Origin of the sequence: Priestia sp. Y58 (genome assembly GCF_029522095.1) — a bacterium.
GTDB classification, from domain to species: Bacteria; Bacillota; Bacilli; order Bacillales; family Bacillaceae_H; genus Priestia; species Priestia megaterium_E.
This window is the reverse complement of the sequence record NZ_JAKWFL010000004.1, coordinates 452,780-472,182: the sequence shown is the minus strand read 5'-3', so window position 1 is coordinate 472,182 and position 19,403 is coordinate 452,780. Positions and strand designations below refer to the sequence as shown.

Below are 19,403 nucleotides of genomic sequence, written 5' to 3'. Positions count from 1 at the left end.
TTTTTACATTTAATGAACAAATTCTATTTTCTCTTCGATTTTATGAAATTTCTCATAAAATTCCTCCGCTGAAATCGGTTTGGAGAAATAGTATCCTTGCACTTCATCACATTTTTCTTTATGAAGAAGTTCTACTTGTTCAACTTCTTCTACACCTTCTGCTACGACGGATAGCTGCAAACTTTTTGCTAGTGTAATAATGGCTCTGACAATCGATACTTCCGTTGTATTAGGATCTAAATCTTTAATAAAAGACCGGTCAATTTTCAGCGTATGAATAGGCAGCTTCTGAATATAGCTGAACGAGGAGTATCCTGAGCCAAAATCATCAATCGAAATAAATACTCCTGCATCTTTTAAGATTTGTAGCTTTTCGATTGTTTGCTCAACATGCTTCATCGTAACACTTTCTGTAATTTCAAGTTCTAAATATCGTGATTCTAACTCTACTTCACGCAAGACACCTAACACATAATCAACAAAATCAGTTGTACCAAAATCCACGCTTGATATGTTCACACTCATTTTTAAGGGAGGAAGTCCTTGAAGCTGCCAATACTTATTTTGATGGCACGCTTTTTTTAATACCCATTTCGTCAGTGTAACAATAACGCCTGTTTCTTCAGCAATCGGAATAAATTCTGCGGGAGAAATGACGCCCATCTCGGCATGAGTCCACCGGATTAAAGCCTCCACTCCAACAATATGGCCACTTTGAATATTGACTTTCGGCTGATAGTGAAGCTCCATTTCGCCCAGCTCAAAAGCCTTGCGTAACCCATCTTCAATTCTCATTCGTCGCGTAGTATGAACCTGCATTTCTTTTTGATAAAACAGATAATGATTACGCCCTTGTTTTTTGACTTCATACATCGCTAAATCAGCATGGCGAACTAGCACTTCAAGCGAATTTCCATCTTTAGGAAATAAACTAACTCCGATGCTTACCCCTAAATAAACATCTCTCGATAGCACTACAAAAGGAGTGGATAAGCAGTCATTTAATGATTGACAGATTTTTTTCACTTCTTCATCCGTCCTATCATGCAGTAAAACTAAAAACTCATCTCCTCCAAAACGCGAAAGCACATCTTGGTTTCTTAGGCAGCTCTTCATTCGATCGACAACCTGAAGCATAAGCTGATCTCCAGCATGATGACCAAGCGTGTCATTTACCTGTTTGAAACGATCTAGGTCTAAAAATAAGAAATGAAGCTTTTTTCCTGAAGCTGCTGCCGAATCAATGGATTTCTCTACAATGTTTGAAAACATACTTCGATTTGGTAAATCTGTTAGCATATCGTGAAAAGCCATATATTGAAGCGATTCTTGAGCTTTTTTCTGTTCCGTTACATCTCTAGTTACTGTCTGAAATAGCGTTTCTCCATTAATTTGAATGAGCGTAGATTTTACTTCTAAAAAGAGTTCCTTACCTAACGCATTAAACATTTTCAACTGAGCTAATGGAGGTCTTGGCTCATCTTTTCTATCCTTTACTGCCTTCAATCCTTTTTTAATATCAGGAACTTGTTCAGATGAAAAGAAATCATATAACGATTTACCAACGAGCTGCTCTTCCGTTACTCCTAAAAGCTGAATCATAGCATCATTCACAGACACGACCTCTTCTTCTCGATGAACCATAATGGCCAATGGAGAGGAGTAAAACAAGTTTTCATAGCGATTTTTTGCTTCAATCAACGTTTTTTCCGCTTCGCGCTCTTGCGTCATATTGCGGATATACAGCATATACTCAACCGTCTCTTCAATTCCTACCGCCATCACCGTTATTTCAACCGTAACTTCTCTATTACTTATCAAAAGGGAGTGCTCAGTTCGTCCATCTTGTAGAGAAGAAAATTTATAGAAGGGCAGCAGCTTAACAACATTACTCCCAATTACATCTGATGCTTTAAGAGAGAAAAGCGTTTCCGCTGCATAGTTGAGCGATAAAACATGTCTTTTTTCATTGATCACCAAAATAGCATCCAGGGCGGATTCAAAAAAAGCCCATTTTAAAACTTCTTGTTTTTGTACGCGTCGATCCATAAAGATGGTTAAAAACACAGCCGTAAATAGGCAGACAATAAAAAAAACAATAACGACGGATAAATATATTGGATTTAAGGCAAAACCGTTTGAGTGTTCAGACATTGATATTCCTGAAAAAGAAGCTGCCTGCATGCCCGTATAGTGCATACCAGCAATAGCAATGCCCATAATAGTAGAACAAATAACCTTAGCAAAAACGGTAAGCTTCCCTTCATTTAGCTTTGAGTAAAAACCAAGCCACAAAGCTGTATTAGAAGCAGCAACAGCAATAAGAATAGAGAGAAAAACGATAAATGGATCATATGAAATCATAATTGGCTCCATAGCCATCATGCCCAAATAGTGCATAAAAACAATTCCAGCTCCCATAAAGCTCCCTGCAATGATAAGTGCTTTTATACTTTTCTTTTGTTTGTGAATGAGGTAGAGGCCTATATAACATCCCGTTATCGCTCCCAAGATTGAGAGAAGAACAAACCATAAATTATATGAAACATCTACGGGCAAGTGAAAAGCAAGCATGGCGATAAAATGCATTGACCAAATGCCTATTCCCAATGTAAATGCCCCGCTGATTAACCAAAACTGAATAAATTTTGCCCGGGAAATTTTCACACGATTAGCTAACCCAAAAGAAGCGTACGCCGCAGTAATGGCGATAAGGAAAGAGAGTGTAACGAGTAACTCATTGTACGTCCCTTCTAGTAAATGTGTATGATGATTCATTCATGACCTTCCTTCAATTCGTTCTTTTCTTTGTTATCGGTTAAGGCCTAAAAATATTTACTATTTCAAAAGAACTTATGCTTGATTTACTTCTTACCTTTTGAACGTCCTGACAATATCGCGCTCACTTTTTCCTTGTTGACGGTGTATAAACAAGTACAATCATCTGACTCATACCCCTCTTCTAGTTGAAACGAAAATTTTTTTAAAAGAGTAATTGAATCTTTATTATTAGGATCAACTTTTGCTTCAATTTCTTGTATATGAAACTCTTCAAAAGCTTTTTCTAGCAAAAGGCAGAGCGCTTCTGTCATGAGGCCTTTTTTCCAAAAAGGTCTGCCTAAATCATATCCAATCTCTGCTTGCTTTTTAACATAATCAATACGGTTTAGACCGCAGGTTCCAATGATCTCATCGGAAGTCTTTAATCGAATAGCATAGCGTGTTGCTTTCCCTTCTTTCGTCAAACTTTGGAGAAGTGCAATCATGCTTTCCGCCTGATAAAGCGTCGTAAAGGGCTCAATATTCATATATCTAGTAACCTCTTCATCCGACCAATATGCAAAAACTTTAGAAGCATCTTTTTTTTGAAGAGGAGATAAATATACCCTCATCCATGTTCTCCCTCCTTTTGGTGAATGATGGAGCAAGACATTTTCATCTGCGCCTCTTTCACCTCTTAAAAAATCTCACATGGTGCACGGAACATGTGAGATTTGACATTTAACTATTTTTTGATTGTGCATCGCGCAGCTGCGTATATAAACGATTAATTGCTACGGTCATTGACTGTTCATAGGAATGATGATCATAATAAACTGCTATATTTTTTAACATTTCATACGTTTGATGATCAAGCTGCACCTCAAGCGTAATTTTTTCGTCAATTGTTGCTGTTTGCAAATGATGAGGCAAGTCCTCTTTTGTAGACACTTGCTCTGCAATATGAATCGCTTCTTCTACTGTCTCAATTCGGCCGTACTGATGCACCCATCTTCTGCCCATTTCAATCGTATCTTTTACAAACTGACGATTGGTAATGGTATCTTTAATATTAAATTGATGATCTGCCACATATACAGATTGATACAAGATTACACTGATCACTTCGTCTTTTAAATTTAATTTTCTCAGCTCATCAATTAAATCCGCTATATATTTAGGCAATGGACTAAATGTCCCTCGCACTTCCTTAATTAAATCCATGGCAATGGATTCAGTTGAATTACGTTTAAATGCTTTTATAATATCTATCATTACATGTTCGTTTGCCATACATACACCACCATTTATGAATCGAATAATTTCATGCTCCTTGCTGCTTTGCATAGACATTCACTATTCGTTTAAAATATATACTATTATTCTATTATATAAAAAATATGAATAAGTTGGTATAGGATGAATGATTTATCATTATTTTTTCATAAAATTTTATGAAAAAGAACATGTTTATCTATTACTAGCACAAATCCAGCACAGCAAACAAGGGTCTCGCTAAAATCTGAGAAGACAAGCATTTATTATTAGTAAATGTGAGTTTCTCTTTGATAGAAGACATTAAATAAACGGGACCAAACCAATTCCGCTTATTGAAGTATATGGTCAAAAGATTTTTAGATATTAGATGACAGAAGGTATCCAATATCAGCAATTAATCTCCTTCCCTGTTCATTGTCACTTAGTCCATCTATCAAAACAACGGCATAATACGTTTCGTTACCTCGCATGAGAATAGCACTATCATGTTCTGCTCCCTTTAGTTCTCCGGTCTTATTCACAGCTTGAAAAACTGATCCTATACGTGCTGGAAGCTTATGCTGAAACTGCTGCATTTTTAACATTCTTATTATTTTTTCGCGGCTAGATTTTTGCAAAAGGTTTCCTTCGTATATTTCCCTTAGACACTTTACTACGTCAGAGGCACATGTATAATTATCAATCCCTTTTTCAACAGCGATTTCGTCCATCATATAGCGGTTTAAAACGGTTTTCTTTAATCCTAGATTTTTAGCACATTCATTAATTTTTTCAAATCCTACTAAAGAAATGAGCTCATTTGCAGCTGTGTTGTCAGAAACAATTATCATAAGGGTAAGCAGCTCTTCCACTTTAATATATGTTAACCGCGGAAGAGCTCTAAGTACGCCTGCTCCGCCAACCGTGTTTTTTTCCGTTCTTTGAATGACAGATGTTAAAGCCAAGATGCCCGCATCAATTTGACGAAACGCTTCTATTGCAACCAGCAGCTTGATTGTACTTGCTGCTCGTTGTTGGATAAAAGAATTAATCTGTATGGATTCTTTTCCTTCAATATGAATACGTATAAGTCCATTATTACTCCGCTTCCATGTAGTAACTGCATCTTCGATTTTCATTCTCGCTCTTTCCATCATTTTGTCGCAGCTGTTTCCATATAGTTGTTACTCATTATCTTTTGATTGTATAAGTGACAGGCTACAAAGTGATTGTCTTCAACTTCCTGCCACTCTGGCTTTTGAGTCTTACAGGCTGCTACTGCAAGAGGACAGCGCGTATTAAACACGCAGCCAGAAGGCGGGTTAATTGGACTCGGTAATTCTCCTTTAAGAACAATCCGCTTCCGATTATCCTCAACGTCAGGATCAGGGATAGGAATAGCTGACAGTAGAGCTTGAGTGTAAGGGTGAAGCGGTTTTTGATACAGCTCCGAACTTGTTGTTAATTCTACTAAATGCCCTAAATACATAACTCCAATACGATTGCTTATATGCTTTACCATCGACAAGTCATGTGCAATAAATAAATAAGTTAACCCTTTTTCTTTTTGGAGTTTTTTTAATAAATTAACTACTTGAGCCTGTACAGACACATCTAAAGCAGAAATAGGTTCGTCTGCAATAATGCATTCTGGATTTAGTGCTAAAGCTCTCGCAATCCCTATACGCTGGCGCTGCCCGCCGCTGAATTCATGAGGATAGCGATTGGCATGATCACGGTTTAGCCCGACATCTTCTAGCAACTCATACACGCGGTTCAGCATCTCTTTTTTATTCGAATAAAGTCCATGAACCTCCATTGGTTCTGAGATAATCTCCTTCACGGTAGAACGAGGGTTTAGTGAAGCATATGGATCTTGAAAAATCATTTGCATATTACGATGAAAAGCGAATTTTTCTTTCTCTGATAGCTCATGCACGTTTTTCCCTTTATAAAGCACCTCTCCTGATGTGCGGTTATACAACCCAATGATTGTTCGCCCGGCAGTTGATTTTCCGCAGCCGGATTCACCAACAAGTCCAAAGGTTTCTCCTTTTGAAATATGAAAAGACACCCCGTCTACTGCTTTCAAAACCTGCTTATTCGTAATCGGAAAATATTTGCTCAGCTGCTTTACTTCTAACAAATGCTTTGTTGTCATAACTGCCACCTCCTAATAATAGCGCCGGGCTGCGCACAGCTCTTCTTCATAAAGCGTTCCTTTTAATTCAATCAGTTCAACGGTTTTACCTGTTTTAGGTGAATGAAGCATTTTTCCTTTACCATAATAAATACCAACATGGTGGATAGACCCTTCACCTTTTTCATAAGCGAAAAACAGCAAATCTCCAGGTTGAATAGAGTCTAACCCTACTTCTTTTCCTTGCCTTGCTTGATCGGTGGCGTCTCTTGGAATAAGATATCCGTTTGCTTTATGAGTAGCATAGGCAAACCCCGAACAATCATATCCCCAAGCACTCATGCCACCCCATAAATATGGAAGATTCAAAAACTGTTCTCCTGCTGCAATAATCATATCCCCAGTTCCTTTTACTTTACGGTTTCTATCCTCTATTACAACAGCATCTTGACGTTTTATTCTCCCACTGCCAACCGGCGTTTGAACTTCTAGCCATTCTTTATCTTCTTTTAAAAGAGGCAGGTGCGTTTGATAACTAATTTGCAAGGCTTCTTCCGCTAGATGCAGTGTCGCAATCGCTGCTGATACCACTGCCGTTGGTTTATTCAATGGAGAATATTCAGCTTGAGAAATCAGTTGGTGGAAAGGAACCCACCCGGGATATCCTCTTTCATCTTTAGAAGAAAACTGAGAAGGAATAACGATTTTTGCCCATTTACCTTTCATTTCTGTTACATACACTTCTTCTCCTAGTAACAGCTGCGTTTGAACTAAATTTTTCTCACAAAGCTCCAACCGACGTGTATACGTTAATTGTTCTAGCCATTTATCCAGTTTTACTGGGAAACTTATTGCATTGTCGTCTATTTCTCTGCTAGAGTCATAGGAAGTCCAAACAGTCGCCACAGCTACACAAACGTAATACGTTTTTTTATCCACCACTTATTTATCCTCCCTGCAGGTTTAACCTTCAGCGTTCGACTTTATCTTTTGGTAATGTAATACCGGATTCGAATTCTACCATTCGTTCATAAGTCGACATCGTGGCATAACTTCCAATCGCCACAGCTGTTTGAGGAGAGCAATGCCCGATGCGAAACCCTCTCATAACAGGCTTTTTTAAAGAAGTCAGGTAACTTGTTAATGCCATTTCTAATGAAAGCGACTCCGTACGTTTTTTAGGATAGCAGTTATGAAAATCTCCAATAATAATTCCCGCTGCATCCTGCAGTTTATTGGCCATATACAGCTGTGTCATCATGCGGTCAATTTCATACGGCTCTTCATCAATATCTTCAATAAATAAAATTCGATTTTTTGTATCTAGTTCAAATGGTGTGCCAAGCGTGCTTACGAGTAAAGTAAGATTTCCTCCTATCAGCTGACCAGTTGCTTCTCCTTCACAAATAGTGTCGAGCGGACTAATTTGATCCGTATAGCACAAAGAACGGTGAGAAAATAATTGATAAAAAGCTTGCTTCGTCTCTATATGAACATCTTCTTTTCCGAGATCCGACGAAAGCATTGGCCCGTGAAAGGTAACCAAACCTGTGCGCTGATGAATAGCCGTATGTAAAAACGTAATATCGCTATACCCCCAAAAAACCTTTGGGTTTCGCTTAATTAAATCGTAGTTTAATTGCGATGCAAGCCTAGCAGTCCCGTACCCGCCGCATGCACAGATAATTGCCTTTACTTGCTTATTGGCAAACATCGAATGTATATCGGCTGCTCGCTGTTCATCAGTCCCTGCCAAGTACCCGTTTTTTTTATATAAATGCTCGCCTGTTACTACGTTTAATCCTATTTCCTTTAAATATTCTATTCCTTTTTTTAGATTGTGCTGATTAGGCGGACTAGCAGGTGCAATAACAGCTACTGTATCACCTTTTTGTAATGGTTTTGGTTTTATCATTTGTGACACTCCTTTTGTGTAAAGAAATGAAGAAAGTGAAACTTGGGTCAGAAGGGAATTGAAATCCCCTCTGACGAAAAGTTCCACTTTACTGTTTATCTGCCCACTTCAAATCTAAATAGCCAACAGGATGACGAACAATTCCAGATACGTTATCTTTGATTAAAAACACATAGTTGTAGAAATGGATAGGAATGATCGGCATCTCATCAAATAAAATACCTTCTGCTTTATACATAAGCTCAAAATGTTTTTTATTATCCGTTTCGTTCATAGCTTGTTTAATTAACTCATCATATTCTTTATTGCTCCAAGCTGTACGGTTCATTGAATGACCCGTCTGGAAGCTCTCTAAAAAGTTAATTGGATCTGCATAATCAGCTAAAAATGAACTTCGTGACAGCTGAAACTTTAACGCTTTTTGTTCTTCTTGGAAAACATTCCATTCCATATTGGCAAGCTTCACATCTACGCCTAGATTTTCTTTGAACATTTGCTGCAGTGCTTCTGCTATTTTTTTATGCGTATCGTCTGTACTGTATGTTAGCGTAATAGCTGGCAGCTTTTTATATCCTTCTTCTTTCATTCCTTTTTTCAGAAGTGCTTTTGCTTCTTTGCCGTCTGTTTTTAATAAGTCGCCGCCCGTTTTACGGAAATCCTTTCCATCTGCATCTTTAAATCCGTAAGATACGAACCCGCGAGCTGGTTTTTCTTTATTCTTTGTAACAAAATTAACAATTTGATCTTGATCTACAGCCATTGCAAATGCTTTACGGATATTTTTGTTTTGAAAGGGCTCTTTATCTAAGTTAAAGCGGTAGAAGTAAGTTCCCGCTTGGTCTTCGATATGAACATCTCCATCTTTCAACAGCTTTTCACTTAAATCCGATGGAATCTCAGAAACATCTAGTTCTCCATTTTGATACATTTGATATTCTGTGTTTGTATTTTCAACAATTGCCCATTTTACCTTGTCGAGCTTTACATTTTCAGCATCCCAATACTGATCGTTTCTTTCCATGACTAGATTACTGTTATGCTTCCATTGAGTTAATTTGAAAGGACCATTTGCAACAAACGAATCTGCTTCTGCAAACCATTTCGGATTTTTTGTTGCTACTTTTTCATTAATTGGGAAAAACGCTGGATTGGAGACTACGCTTAAGAAATAAGCTTGAGGACTTTTAAGCGTAACTTCAAAGGTTTTGTCATCTAGCGCTTTTACCCCTACTTGATCAGCACTGCCTTTACCCGTATTAAATTCTTCCCCACCTTGGATGAAATAACCTAAAAATGCCGCTGGAGAACCAGTTTTAGGGTCTAACAGCCTCTTCCAAGCAAATACAAAATCACTTGCTTTCACGTCATCTCCATTTGACCATTTAGCATTTTTTCGTAAATGAAACGTATAGACCTTTTTGTCCTCAGAGATATCCCATTTCTCGGCCATTGCTCCTTCAGGCTCATCGCTTTTTCCTAAACGAGTCAGCCCCTCCATTAAGTTATTAAGCATATTCCATGAATATGAATCAAATCCAATAGGTGGATCAAAAGACGTAGGTTCTGCGCCATTATTCATATAAAGGACCTTACCGTCTTCTTTTGCTGTACTGCTCTTCTTTTCCGGCTCCGCGCCGGAGTCTTTTGTGGCCGTACAGGCAGCAAGTGCAAATATAAGTACACACATCATTAGTAAAGACCCTATTTTTTTCATCATTTACCCCTCTTTCATAAGTTTTCTATTCATCTATAAATCTAGCTTATAGTTGTTACAAATTTTTGGGCTCTCTCATCTTGAAGCCAGCAGTGCACTTGGTGACTTTCTTTCAGCTTCGTCGACGCAGGATACATCCGATCACACACTTCCATTACGTAAGGACAGCGAGGCGCGAACGAACATCCGGATGGAGGTGCAAATAAATCGGGAGGTGATCCTGCAATAGGCACAAGCTCACTTTCGTATAAATCTAACCGAGGAACTGAACGCAGCAATCCTTTTGTATACGGATGCTGCGGCGTATAAAAGATGTCTCTTCTTGTTCCAATTTCTACAATTTTCCCTGCATACATTACGGCAACACGGTCAGCTACCTGAGCAACTACTCCTAAATCATGGGTAATTAAAACAATGGAGACATCCTTTTTCTGCTGAATATCCTTAAACAACTCTAAAATCTGCGCTTGTATCGTGACGTCAAGGGCTGTGGTAGGTTCATCAGCAATTAGCACTTCGGGATTGCACACAAGAGCCATTGCAATGACAATACGCTGTCTCATTCCCCCGCTAAATTCATGAGGATATTGTTTTAGGCGTTCTTTAGGATTTGGAATTCCGACTAGCTCCAGCATTTCAAATGCTTTTTGTTTGGCTTTTTCTTTTGAAATGTTTTCATGTTGCATAATATTTTCTGCAATTTGCTCACCTACGCGAAGAGTTGGATTAAGCGCAGTCATAGGATCCTGAAAAATCATCGAAATATCAGCGCCTCGAATGTCTCGCATTTTCTTTTCTGATAGCTTCGTTAAATCCTGGCCTTTAAATAAAATAGATCCGCTTGTGATCCTGCCTGGAGGTGTCGGAATTAACCTCATAATACTTTGAGATGTTACGCTTTTTCCGCACCCTGACTCTCCGACAATCGCTAGTGTTTCTCCTTTATATAAATCAAAACTAACGCCTCTTACAGCTTGAACTCGCCCTCCGTAAGTTGAAAACTGTACGTGTAAGTTTTTGATTTGGATCATTTTTTCCATTTGCTTACCTCCTTAATTTCGGATCAAGTGCATCTTGCAGTCCGTCTCCAAGGACATTAAAAGCAAACATGGTAAGAGAAATAAAAAAAGCGGGAAAAAACAAACGCCACCAATAGCCTGATAGAATCGTTGATAAACCATCGTTTGCCATTACTCCCCAGCTGGCATAAGGAGCCTGTACACCCAGCCCTAAAAAGCTTAAAAAAGCTTCAGCAAAAATGGCAGTTGGCACGGTTAGTGTCATTTGAACGATAATCGGTCCCATCGTATTTGGAAGCAGGTTCCGCTTAATGATACGGCTAGTTTTTGTTCCAAACGTTTTGGATGCAAGCACGTATTCATAGTTTTTTATTTGCAATACTTGCCCCCGTACAATTCTCGCCATCCCGATCCAACCTGTAACGGAAAGTGCCACAATAATCGTAGAAAGCCCCGGGCCCATGACTACCATTAGTAAAATCACCACTAATAAATAAGGAAGACCGTATAAAATTTCAATTACGCGCATCATGACATTATCTGTTTTTCCGCCCTTATAGCCTGAGAATCCCCCGTAAATGACACCGATGATAAAATCAATAAGCGCTGCCATCAGCCCTACAAATAAAGAGATTCTAGCCCCGTACCATGTCCGAGTGTACATATCTCTTCCTAAGTCATCCGTTCCAAACCAATGACTAGCTGAAGGAGGAAGGTTTTGCTCTGTAAAAGAAGCTTTCGTTACACTGTAGGGTGAAAACATAGGGCCGAATATAGCCATCACAACTAGGATGATTAAAAAAAAGAGACCCAGCATGGCTAACTTGTTTTTTACCAGCCTGCGCCAAGCATCATGCCAATAAGAAAGGCTCGGCCTTACAACTGCTTCGGCTTCAGACTTGTTTTTTTTCTTTGGGGTAAACCACTCATCAGGAATTTGCTTATACTCCTGTTTTTCCAGCACGTTATCCCTCCTTCTTATACAGTTTGATTCGTGGATCAAGTATTCCGTAAGCAATGTCTACTAAAAAAAGCATAATGATGAGAATCGAACTGTAAAAGACCGTCGTGCCCATAATTACCGGGTAGTCTCTCGTATTAATACTGTCCACAAAATATTTTCCCATGCCAGGAATAGCAAAGATTTGTTCAATAACAAATGTGCCGGTTAATACGCTGGCTGCAATCGTTCCAAGAACTGTTATAACAGGCATTAAAGCATTTCTAAGCGCATGCTTAAATACAATTTTTACTGGCGAAAGCCCTTTTGCACGCGCTGTTCGAATATAATCTTGAGTTAGTACTTCTATCATGCTTGAGCGAGTCAAACGTGCAATAATAGCCATAGGACCTGTGGCAAGAGCTAGAGTCGGAAGAATCATATGTAAAGGGCTCGTCCACGTAGCGGCAGGTAAAATTTTCAAATTAACTGAAAGCTGTTGAATTAACAACGTGGCCATAACAAAATTTGGAACCGATAATCCGATAACTGCTATGCTCATCGCCATGTAATCAATTATTCCATTCCTTCTAAGAGCAGCGATAATGCCTAGTGTAATACCGGAAATCACCGCAAGAATTAACGTCACCATTCCAAGTTCAAATGATACGGGAAACCCTCTTCCTAAAAGGTCGTTAACCGTTTGAGACGGCTGTTTAATGGAAGGGCCAAAGTCAAAGGTAACAATGGATTTTAAATAAAGAATATATTGCACAGCTAGCGGCTCATCTAAGTGATAAAATGATTCCAGGTTTTTTTGAACTGCATCGCTTGTCGCTCGTTCTTCATTAAATGGAGATCCAGGAATCGAATGCATTAAAAAGAAGGTTAAGGTCACAATTACCCACAGCGTAACAAGCATGGATAAAAATCGTTTCAGAATATAACTTTTCACCTTTATCCCACCTTCTAACAGAATGTTGTGCGCGTAGCTAATTCAGTCATAACAAGCATGGCCTGATAAGCTTCTAAAATATCTTTTGCTTGAAACCGAACGGTCGTCGTTCCAGGCTCAATTTCTGTTCCCGGCATTAAATGCGCCCACTCTGCTTGACCATAATTTGCAAATTCTATTCGTAAGGTTGGATGTTTAGGTGGAATTAAAGGTTTAATAAGGTGTTTGTGTTGAATAGCTGCGGCTGTTTTTTCTTGAAGTAATTGTTCTGCTTTCTTAGGGGTTAATGTTTTGGCTGCAGAACGTGAAATGGCTTGTTTGACGATAGCGGTCGTCACGTTTGGAATAAGCTGCTGTGCTTCCAGCGCCGTTTGGTCATCACCGGCTACCATTAAAACTGGCACGCCGTAATAGCCTGCGACGTATGCGTTGAAGCCTAACTCTCCAATATTCGTATCGTCTATGTACATATTGCGAGCACCAAATATCATCGAATGAGACATGACACCAGGCATGGATGCTTTAGCATGATACCCTAGAAACATAGCACCATCAAAAGTCTGATCTAATCCCTGTACCATTGAATATGGTTTTACGCTCCCTGAAATAAGCTGAGTTTCTGGATGAAGCCGTTCAACAAGGAGATTATTCATACTCGAATGACTGTCATTTACCACAACTTCTGAGCACTTTTCTCTAAATCCTGCATAAATTACTGCATTTGCTTCATCCGTCATTATTTTGCGGCTTCTTTCATAATTTTCTTTCTGTCGCAGAACATTTGTGTGATCGACGAGTCCCGTAATTCCTTCCATATCAACCGACAGGTATAGTTTCATTTGTCTTATTCCTCCTCCTTCCTTGACTGTTAGTCAGTTCATTATAAATTATTCTTATGTTTATAATTTATAATTGTAAGAAAATTATAAATTACCTTTCTTCTTTTTACAACAATATATTGAATTTTTTGACACTTTACTCATCTTCCTTTTAACAAGATATCGCTTACAAATTGGAAATCCCATGGTAAAATAATAGAGTAGCCTGTTGGTTCATTCAGCCGCTCGTCGGCATTAATTGAGGTGTTAAGAATGTTTCGAGTTTCCATTGCTTCACTACAATGGTTTTTATTTATGATTTCTAATAGTATGATTGTTCCTATTGTAATTGCTTCTCAGTTTCATTTAAACGCAGCGGATTCTATTCAATTTTTACAGCGAACGTTATTTATTTTAGCTTTATCCGGGCTCTTGCAGGTATTTATAGGGCATAAATACCCAATCATGGAAGGACCAGCTGGCGTTTGGTGGGGCGTCTTTTCTCTGTATGCGAGCCTTGGAACCGTTCTGTTTGGTTCTCACTCTGAAACGCTCCGCGTGCTGCAGTTCACCCTCCTTATAAGCGGGATAATTGCTATTTTGATGAGCCTGCTTGGTCTCATTGATAAACTAGCAAAATACTTTACACCGACAGTTACCGGTACATATTTAATTTTATTAGTGACGCAGCTAAGCGGTTCCTTTTTAAAAGGAATGTTTGGTATTACAGAAACGAATTCAGCTATTAAACTTCCAATTGCGCTGGCTTCAGCTGCAATTTTGCTGCTGACTTTTTATTTATTATCGCACCGGACGTTAAATAAGCTCAGCATTATTATTAGTATTGGTGTGGGCTGGGGAGTATTTGCAATGCTAGGGTTAGCTAAACCTATCGAGTTTCAGGCGCAGTTATTTTACATACCTAAAGTGTTCGTATTTGGAGCTCCTCGCGTTGAATGGAATATGGTTGTTACTGCTTTTTTTGTGACGCTCATTTTAATTACAAACATGCTCGCTTCTATTCGTGTTGTTGAGTCTGTTTATAAACACAAAGGAGAAAAAGTTGAAAAAGACAATATTAAGCGTTCCGGGATGGTTTCGGGTATAAGTCAGCTGCTTGGAGGATTGTTTTCAGGTGTCGGTGCCGTTCCTATTTCCGGTTCCGGTGGATTTATTTCAGCTACAAATCTTTATAGCCGAGTTCCTTTTATTGTAGCATCGTGTCTTTTGCTTTTTCTGAGTATCTTTACTCCTTTAACGTCCATTATGTCCGCTCTTCCTCCTGCAGTCGGATACGCGGCAATCTTTCCTGTTTTTACAGGGATGATGGCTCTTGGAATTGGAGAATTCAAGCATGCCAAACAGCCCGAAAAAGCAATGAAAAAAGCCGGTATTGCGTTGCTGTCGGGGATAGGGGTTATGTTTTTGCCTTCTCAAGCTTTTTCAACACTGCCACCTTTAGTTACTACGTTTTTAAGCAACGGATTAGTTCTTGGCACCATTATCATTCTTGCACTGGAAATTTCCGAATCACTTTCTTTGAAAAGACAAGGTGCAAAAGAGGGATAAAAAAAGAAGCTGAAACTCAGCTTCTTTTTTTTACCTTCTTACCGTTAATCCTTTTAGTTCATCGTCTTCCATAGCCATTTCATAAAATTCTCCCGTTTCATCGTGCGCTAAAACATAATCCAACTCTTCCTGAGCAGAAGCAGTTTTTCCAAGAACAGCTAGATAGCATGCCAAGTTATAGCGAATAAAAAGATCTTCGTCTCCACTTTCTACTCTGGTTATCATAAGCGAAGCTGCTGCTTCCGTTTCACCTTCTAAATGATACGCGATACCTAAATCGGTATACATCCCTTCATACTCTTGACGCTGTTCAATTGCTTTTTGAAGAAGCTGAACAGTTTTATGATAGCGTTCCGTTTTATTATACAGTTTTGCTAGTCCTGCATATATGTCAGGCTGATAAATCTCCTGCTGAAGTAATTCTTGAAAAGCTGCCTCCGATTTTTCTACCTCTTCAAGGCTACTCAAAATAAATGCTCGGTATATCTGCAAATCTATATGATATGGCTGCTGTTCAAGAAGTTTTTGAACTAAGTTTAGCGCTTCATGTGCAGCCTGTTCATTTTCATGGATGTTAACGAGTATATTGGCTAAATGATAGGCAACATCAAAATCCCAGCTCTGATGCAGAGATTTTTTCAGCACGGTGATGCTATCTTCAATTAATCCTTTCTCTTCATAAAAAGCCGCAAATGCATGCACAGCCTCTTTATTATTCCGATCCGTTTTTATAGCAAGTTCATACAGTTCAATCGTTAAGCCAAGCAGCGTAACCGTTTTTGCTTTTGCTTTGAACTTTGCTAAGCTTCGTTTGAAGATAGATCCTTGCTGCTCTTCTACGATCGAATCGGCATACTCATTTAAAGCCTCGGCTGCGTTTTTAAATAACAAGCTTTTGCTTTGTTTTTCCATTTTCATCTTTTTTAAATCTGCCGTAAGCCCGGACAGTTTTTTTCCATTTGGAAAGCTAGACATGAACGTTTGAAATAGAGCGTAATCTTCCGGATCCTCACTTAGTAACTCTGTAAGAATTTTTCTAGCTTCTTCATATCTCTGCTCCATGATGAGCCATTTTGCCTGATGATGGCGAATAGCAGAATTCTGTGGATCTAGTTCAAGGGCCTTCTCTAGATACGTTTCAGCCTGTGAAATATCTCCTTTTAGGCGATACACATGAGCATGGCTGTCAGCGAGCCATTGGGGTAGCACGACTTCCTCTACGCTCTTTAATACCTCTAACAGCTCTCCATACTCTTTCTCTGTTTCACAAAGTGAAGCTACGTGCTCAATGTTTACTTCCATAGGATTCAGCTGTATCCATTGAAGCAGCCAATTTCTTTCAGCCGTACGATTTTGTTCTTCACAAGCCATTTCGGCAAGCTTCATACAAGCGGCTTCAAATGTTTTATCAAGAGTTAAGCATTTTTTGAAGGCCTCTTTTGCTTCAGCAGTGCGATTCATTGATTGATATATTTCACCTAACCGATAATATGGCAAAGCATCTTGCTTGATATGAAGCGCTTGTTGATAAAGTTTCTCACTTTTTGTTAGCTGCTTGGCTTGTTCGTATAATATGCCTAAATAGCACATGTACAAAATCTCATTAGGGTGCTCTTGATGTTCTGCAGTTAAAAACTTAATTCCACGAGTCAGTAAAGCTGTGTCTTCTAAATAACTCGTATATGCCTCTAACACTTCACCTAACGCTGTTTGAGCAAAATGAATTCCTTCTTCATAAAGAGCAAATCCAAACTCTATCGTTTGGTTGTCTAGCTCCTGTTGTTTTGCTGCATCTAAAAGCATGCTGCCTGCATCCAACAGGACGTCGCTGTTCGATGAAAACTTCTGCGCAATAAGCGTGAGCGTATCAACGGCCGTTAAATGTTCACCTGTTTCTAGATACGCATAAGATAAGCCCAAATACATAAGAGCATCTTCTTCTATTTTTAAGCCTTCTTTATACAGAGCAATAGCTTCTTCGTACCTTTGATTCGCGACGTATAAATCGCCTAGTCTTCCTCGAATTGTCATGTCGCTCGGAAGATGCTTCATGCCTTCTTTAAGATAACTTTCAGCTTCGTCCGTTTTTTCTAGTTGATATTGTAGCAAATCAGCTATCGAAAGGTATGGATAAGGAACAGTCGGCAAAAGCTGTTTAGCTACTTGAAATCCCCGGTAAGCTTTACGAAATTTTTTTAAATGTTCATCACAACGGGCTCTTTCAAACCAGCTGTGCGCATCTTTTGGGTTTTCTTTTAATAACGCGTCGAAAAGATTTCTGGCTTCCGCGTATCTTTCTTTCTCCATTAAAATAAGTCCGTGATTGATTTGTGTATAAGATTCATCGCCATACATATTTAAGGAAATAGTCGAGCATTCAAAAGCCTTTTCGAGGTTTCCTTTGTACATATATACAAGTGCTAAATAGCTCCAGTTCAAATGCTGCTCTACGTCTAATTGCAGCGAGCTGCGCAGTGCTTCAACAGCCTCATCATATTTCTCTTCATCCAGCGCAATTCTCCCTTTAAGATAGTGATAAAAAGAGCTATGCTTTTTGTTATCTATGTGGTGTAACAAGGAAGATGCTCCCTTACTGTCGTCAAGTTTAAAAAAGGCATATGCGGCGTGAAGCTTAAGATAATCATGATTGCTATATTTCTCTAACACATGATTAATACACGTACGAATATAGGCTTCATGCTCTTTTCTGTACAAATGCTTCATACTGTAAATAGCGGCAAATGGAACATGCTCGTTTGCTTTTAATAAAGAAACGAGATGGTTAATGTGTGCCTCTTCATCCGCTTCAACTAGTTCGATTAAGTCATACAGCTGACGAATAAACACATCTTGCTCTTTAGAAAGTGAAGAGAGATCCGCTGCCGTTTTAGAAGCAACAATTGATAAAAACCCCGAATTAGCGTAATGCTGATCAAAATTTTTATATTCTACATAAGTTGGACTTAGAAAATTAGCATCTTGTACATGAAAAAGTTCAAGTTCATCATCATAGCCAAATACAACTTGAACGTGGGAAGCTTGTTCAAATTCCAGACTGACCAAAATAGGCAGCCCTTTGTCTAATAGTTCTTTAAACTGTTCAACTGTGCCGGTAAAAAACATCGCTGCAAAGCCAAGAGATTCAAAGTAGCTCACCGCTGTTGATAATTTGGAGCCTAACCCTCCGTAAATACGAGTTCCAATCTCATCCTGTGTTTTTTCGGTATGTAAAAGCCTTAACATCATACTCATACTGGCTGGCACGCAATAATTATCTTTTTGAACAATTGGTACAATAGGAAGCTTGATTGTACTGCATTTATCGTCTGTATGCTTTCCGATTAATTTTTGATAAGGTGAATCTTTTAAACATCGCTTGGTCGAGAGCAGATGCGTAAGCTGAGATTGCTGCTGCTGTTCAAAATAAATGTCCGCGCGCAGCAGCGTAAAAAAATCTTGATAATCGTGATAGGGTAACTTTGAGTCGATAAATTCAATCGTTTCAAGCAAGAGAGAATACTCTTTTAAATCTTTTAATCGCATCACTTTATCCATATATAAAGACGGAAGCTGTGGATAGCGGACAATAGCCTCGTTAATTGTTTCAAGCGATTGTTCATGCTTCCCTTCATACGCATATAAGTCTGCGAGCATTGCATAGCAAAAAGCTCCATTTTCCTTATATGCTGTCCCTTCTTTTAAGCAGGCTTCAGCTTTCATTCTGTCGTTGAGCTGCAAATAAAAATAGCCCCATCTGTCAGCCATACCCTTTTGATTATATGACGTTACTTGTTTCATCCACTTAGAAGCTTCATCCACTTGTTTCATTTCTAAAAGAATTCTTACCTTTAAAAAATAGATTTTCTCAAGCTGTTCCTGTTTAACTGATTCCGTATCCAGCTGAGAAATTAATAAAGAAAGTCTATCATCAGCGTCGAGTATCTTGCCTTCTCGCAGGAGATCATCACAATAAAGAGTCACCATTCGAATCGAGCCAAATCGACGATAGCCATATGTCGTTAACATTCGACTTAAACGATTTAATAAAGCTTCATCACAAAAGCGTATAAGCTCGTACAGCTCTTCTTCCGTTTGTAAGTTTGTTAACCATTCTTTCACAATCCCCGCGAGGCTCTTTGGTTGAAGGCTTTGTACTTCTTCTGTTATATACGCTACAAGATCAAATATTTGATAATGATCCACCATGCTTTTTAATTTCTGATAATTTATACTCAATTCAAAACCACCTTATTCAATAAAATAAGAACTATTGCATCTGCTGTCTATAAATTGAAGTATAAGAAATTTCAAGGATT

The 19,403-nt window shown here is 38.8% G+C and carries 14 protein-coding genes; 1 reads left to right on the top strand and 13 read right to left on the bottom strand.

Features of this window, described 5'->3' with window-relative positions; translation table 11 throughout:
- Positions 1–9: 9 nt before the first annotated feature.
- From MMB68_RS15675 to MMB68_RS15620, 12 genes are all read right to left on the bottom strand, one after another.
- Positions 10–2,778, bottom strand: a complete 2,769-nt coding sequence (locus MMB68_RS15675) for a bifunctional diguanylate cyclase/phosphodiesterase (protein WP_277549165.1) — start codon at positions 2,776–2,778, stop codon at positions 10–12.
- An 86-nt stretch (positions 2,779–2,864) separates the two neighbouring features.
- Positions 2,865–3,392: a GNAT family N-acetyltransferase gene (locus MMB68_RS15670; protein ID WP_221785609.1), complete on the bottom strand. Its 528-nt coding sequence runs from the start codon at positions 3,390–3,392 to the stop codon at positions 2,865–2,867.
- Positions 3,393–3,501: 109 nt separating this feature from the next.
- Positions 3,502–4,053, bottom strand: coding sequence for a hypothetical protein (locus MMB68_RS15665; protein ID WP_013056190.1), 552 nt, complete (start codon positions 4,051–4,053; stop codon positions 3,502–3,504).
- A gap of 341 nt (positions 4,054–4,394) precedes the next feature.
- On the bottom strand, positions 4,395–5,156 hold the full coding sequence (locus MMB68_RS15660) for a serine hydrolase (protein ID WP_277549164.1): 762 nt from the start codon (positions 5,154–5,156) through the stop codon (positions 4,395–4,397).
- A gap of 14 nt (positions 5,157–5,170) precedes the next feature.
- Positions 5,171–6,178 carry an ABC transporter ATP-binding protein gene (locus MMB68_RS15655; protein WP_264409039.1) on the bottom strand — a complete coding sequence of 336 codons (1,008 nt, stop codon included), beginning with the start codon at positions 6,176–6,178 and terminating at the stop codon, positions 5,171–5,173.
- 12 nt (positions 6,179–6,190) lie between these two features.
- Positions 6,191–7,096, bottom strand: a complete 906-nt coding sequence (locus MMB68_RS15650) for a C40 family peptidase (protein WP_264409233.1) — start codon at positions 7,094–7,096, stop codon at positions 6,191–6,193.
- A 31-nt stretch (positions 7,097–7,127) separates the two neighbouring features.
- Positions 7,128–8,072, bottom strand: coding sequence for a S66 peptidase family protein (locus tag MMB68_RS15645; RefSeq protein ID WP_264409038.1), 945 nt, complete (start codon positions 8,070–8,072; stop codon positions 7,128–7,130).
- Positions 8,073–8,160: 88 nt separating this feature from the next.
- Positions 8,161–9,786, bottom strand: coding sequence for a peptide ABC transporter substrate-binding protein (locus tag MMB68_RS15640; RefSeq protein ID WP_277549176.1), 1,626 nt, complete (start codon positions 9,784–9,786; stop codon positions 8,161–8,163).
- A 41-nt stretch (positions 9,787–9,827) separates the two neighbouring features.
- On the bottom strand, positions 9,828–10,826 hold the full coding sequence (locus MMB68_RS15635) for an ABC transporter ATP-binding protein (protein WP_221785613.1): 999 nt from the start codon (positions 10,824–10,826) through the stop codon (positions 9,828–9,830).
- A 4-nt stretch (positions 10,827–10,830) separates the two neighbouring features.
- The gene (locus MMB68_RS15630; RefSeq protein WP_221785683.1) at positions 10,831–11,787 is read right to left on the bottom strand and encodes an ABC transporter permease; all 957 of its coding nucleotides are present in this window, start codon (positions 11,785–11,787) and stop codon (positions 10,831–10,833) included.
- Positions 11,771–12,700 (bottom strand): ABC transporter permease, encoded by a 930-nt coding sequence (locus MMB68_RS15625; protein WP_013056182.1) that lies wholly within the window; start codon positions 12,698–12,700, stop codon positions 11,771–11,773. Before MMB68_RS15625 ends, MMB68_RS15630 begins: the two co-directional genes overlap by 17 nt.
- 14 nt (positions 12,701–12,714) lie before the next feature.
- The gene (locus tag MMB68_RS15620) at positions 12,715–13,539 is read right to left on the bottom strand and encodes a M55 family metallopeptidase (RefSeq protein ID WP_221785614.1); all 825 of its coding nucleotides are present in this window, start codon (positions 13,537–13,539) and stop codon (positions 12,715–12,717) included.
- Positions 13,540–13,791: 252 nt separating this feature from the next.
- Between MMB68_RS15620 and MMB68_RS15615 the strand changes: the two genes are divergently transcribed.
- Positions 13,792–15,087 carry a purine/pyrimidine permease gene (locus MMB68_RS15615; protein ID WP_221785615.1) on the top strand — a complete coding sequence of 432 codons (1,296 nt, stop codon included), beginning with the start codon at positions 13,792–13,794 and terminating at the stop codon, positions 15,085–15,087.
- A gap of 30 nt (positions 15,088–15,117) precedes the next feature.
- On the opposite strand, the gene MMB68_RS15610 is transcribed toward MMB68_RS15615, so the two are convergent.
- Positions 15,118–19,323 carry a tetratricopeptide repeat protein gene (locus MMB68_RS15610; protein ID WP_277549163.1) on the bottom strand — a complete coding sequence of 1,402 codons (4,206 nt, stop codon included), beginning with the start codon at positions 19,321–19,323 and terminating at the stop codon, positions 15,118–15,120.
- Between the last annotated feature and the right edge of the window lie 80 nt (positions 19,324–19,403).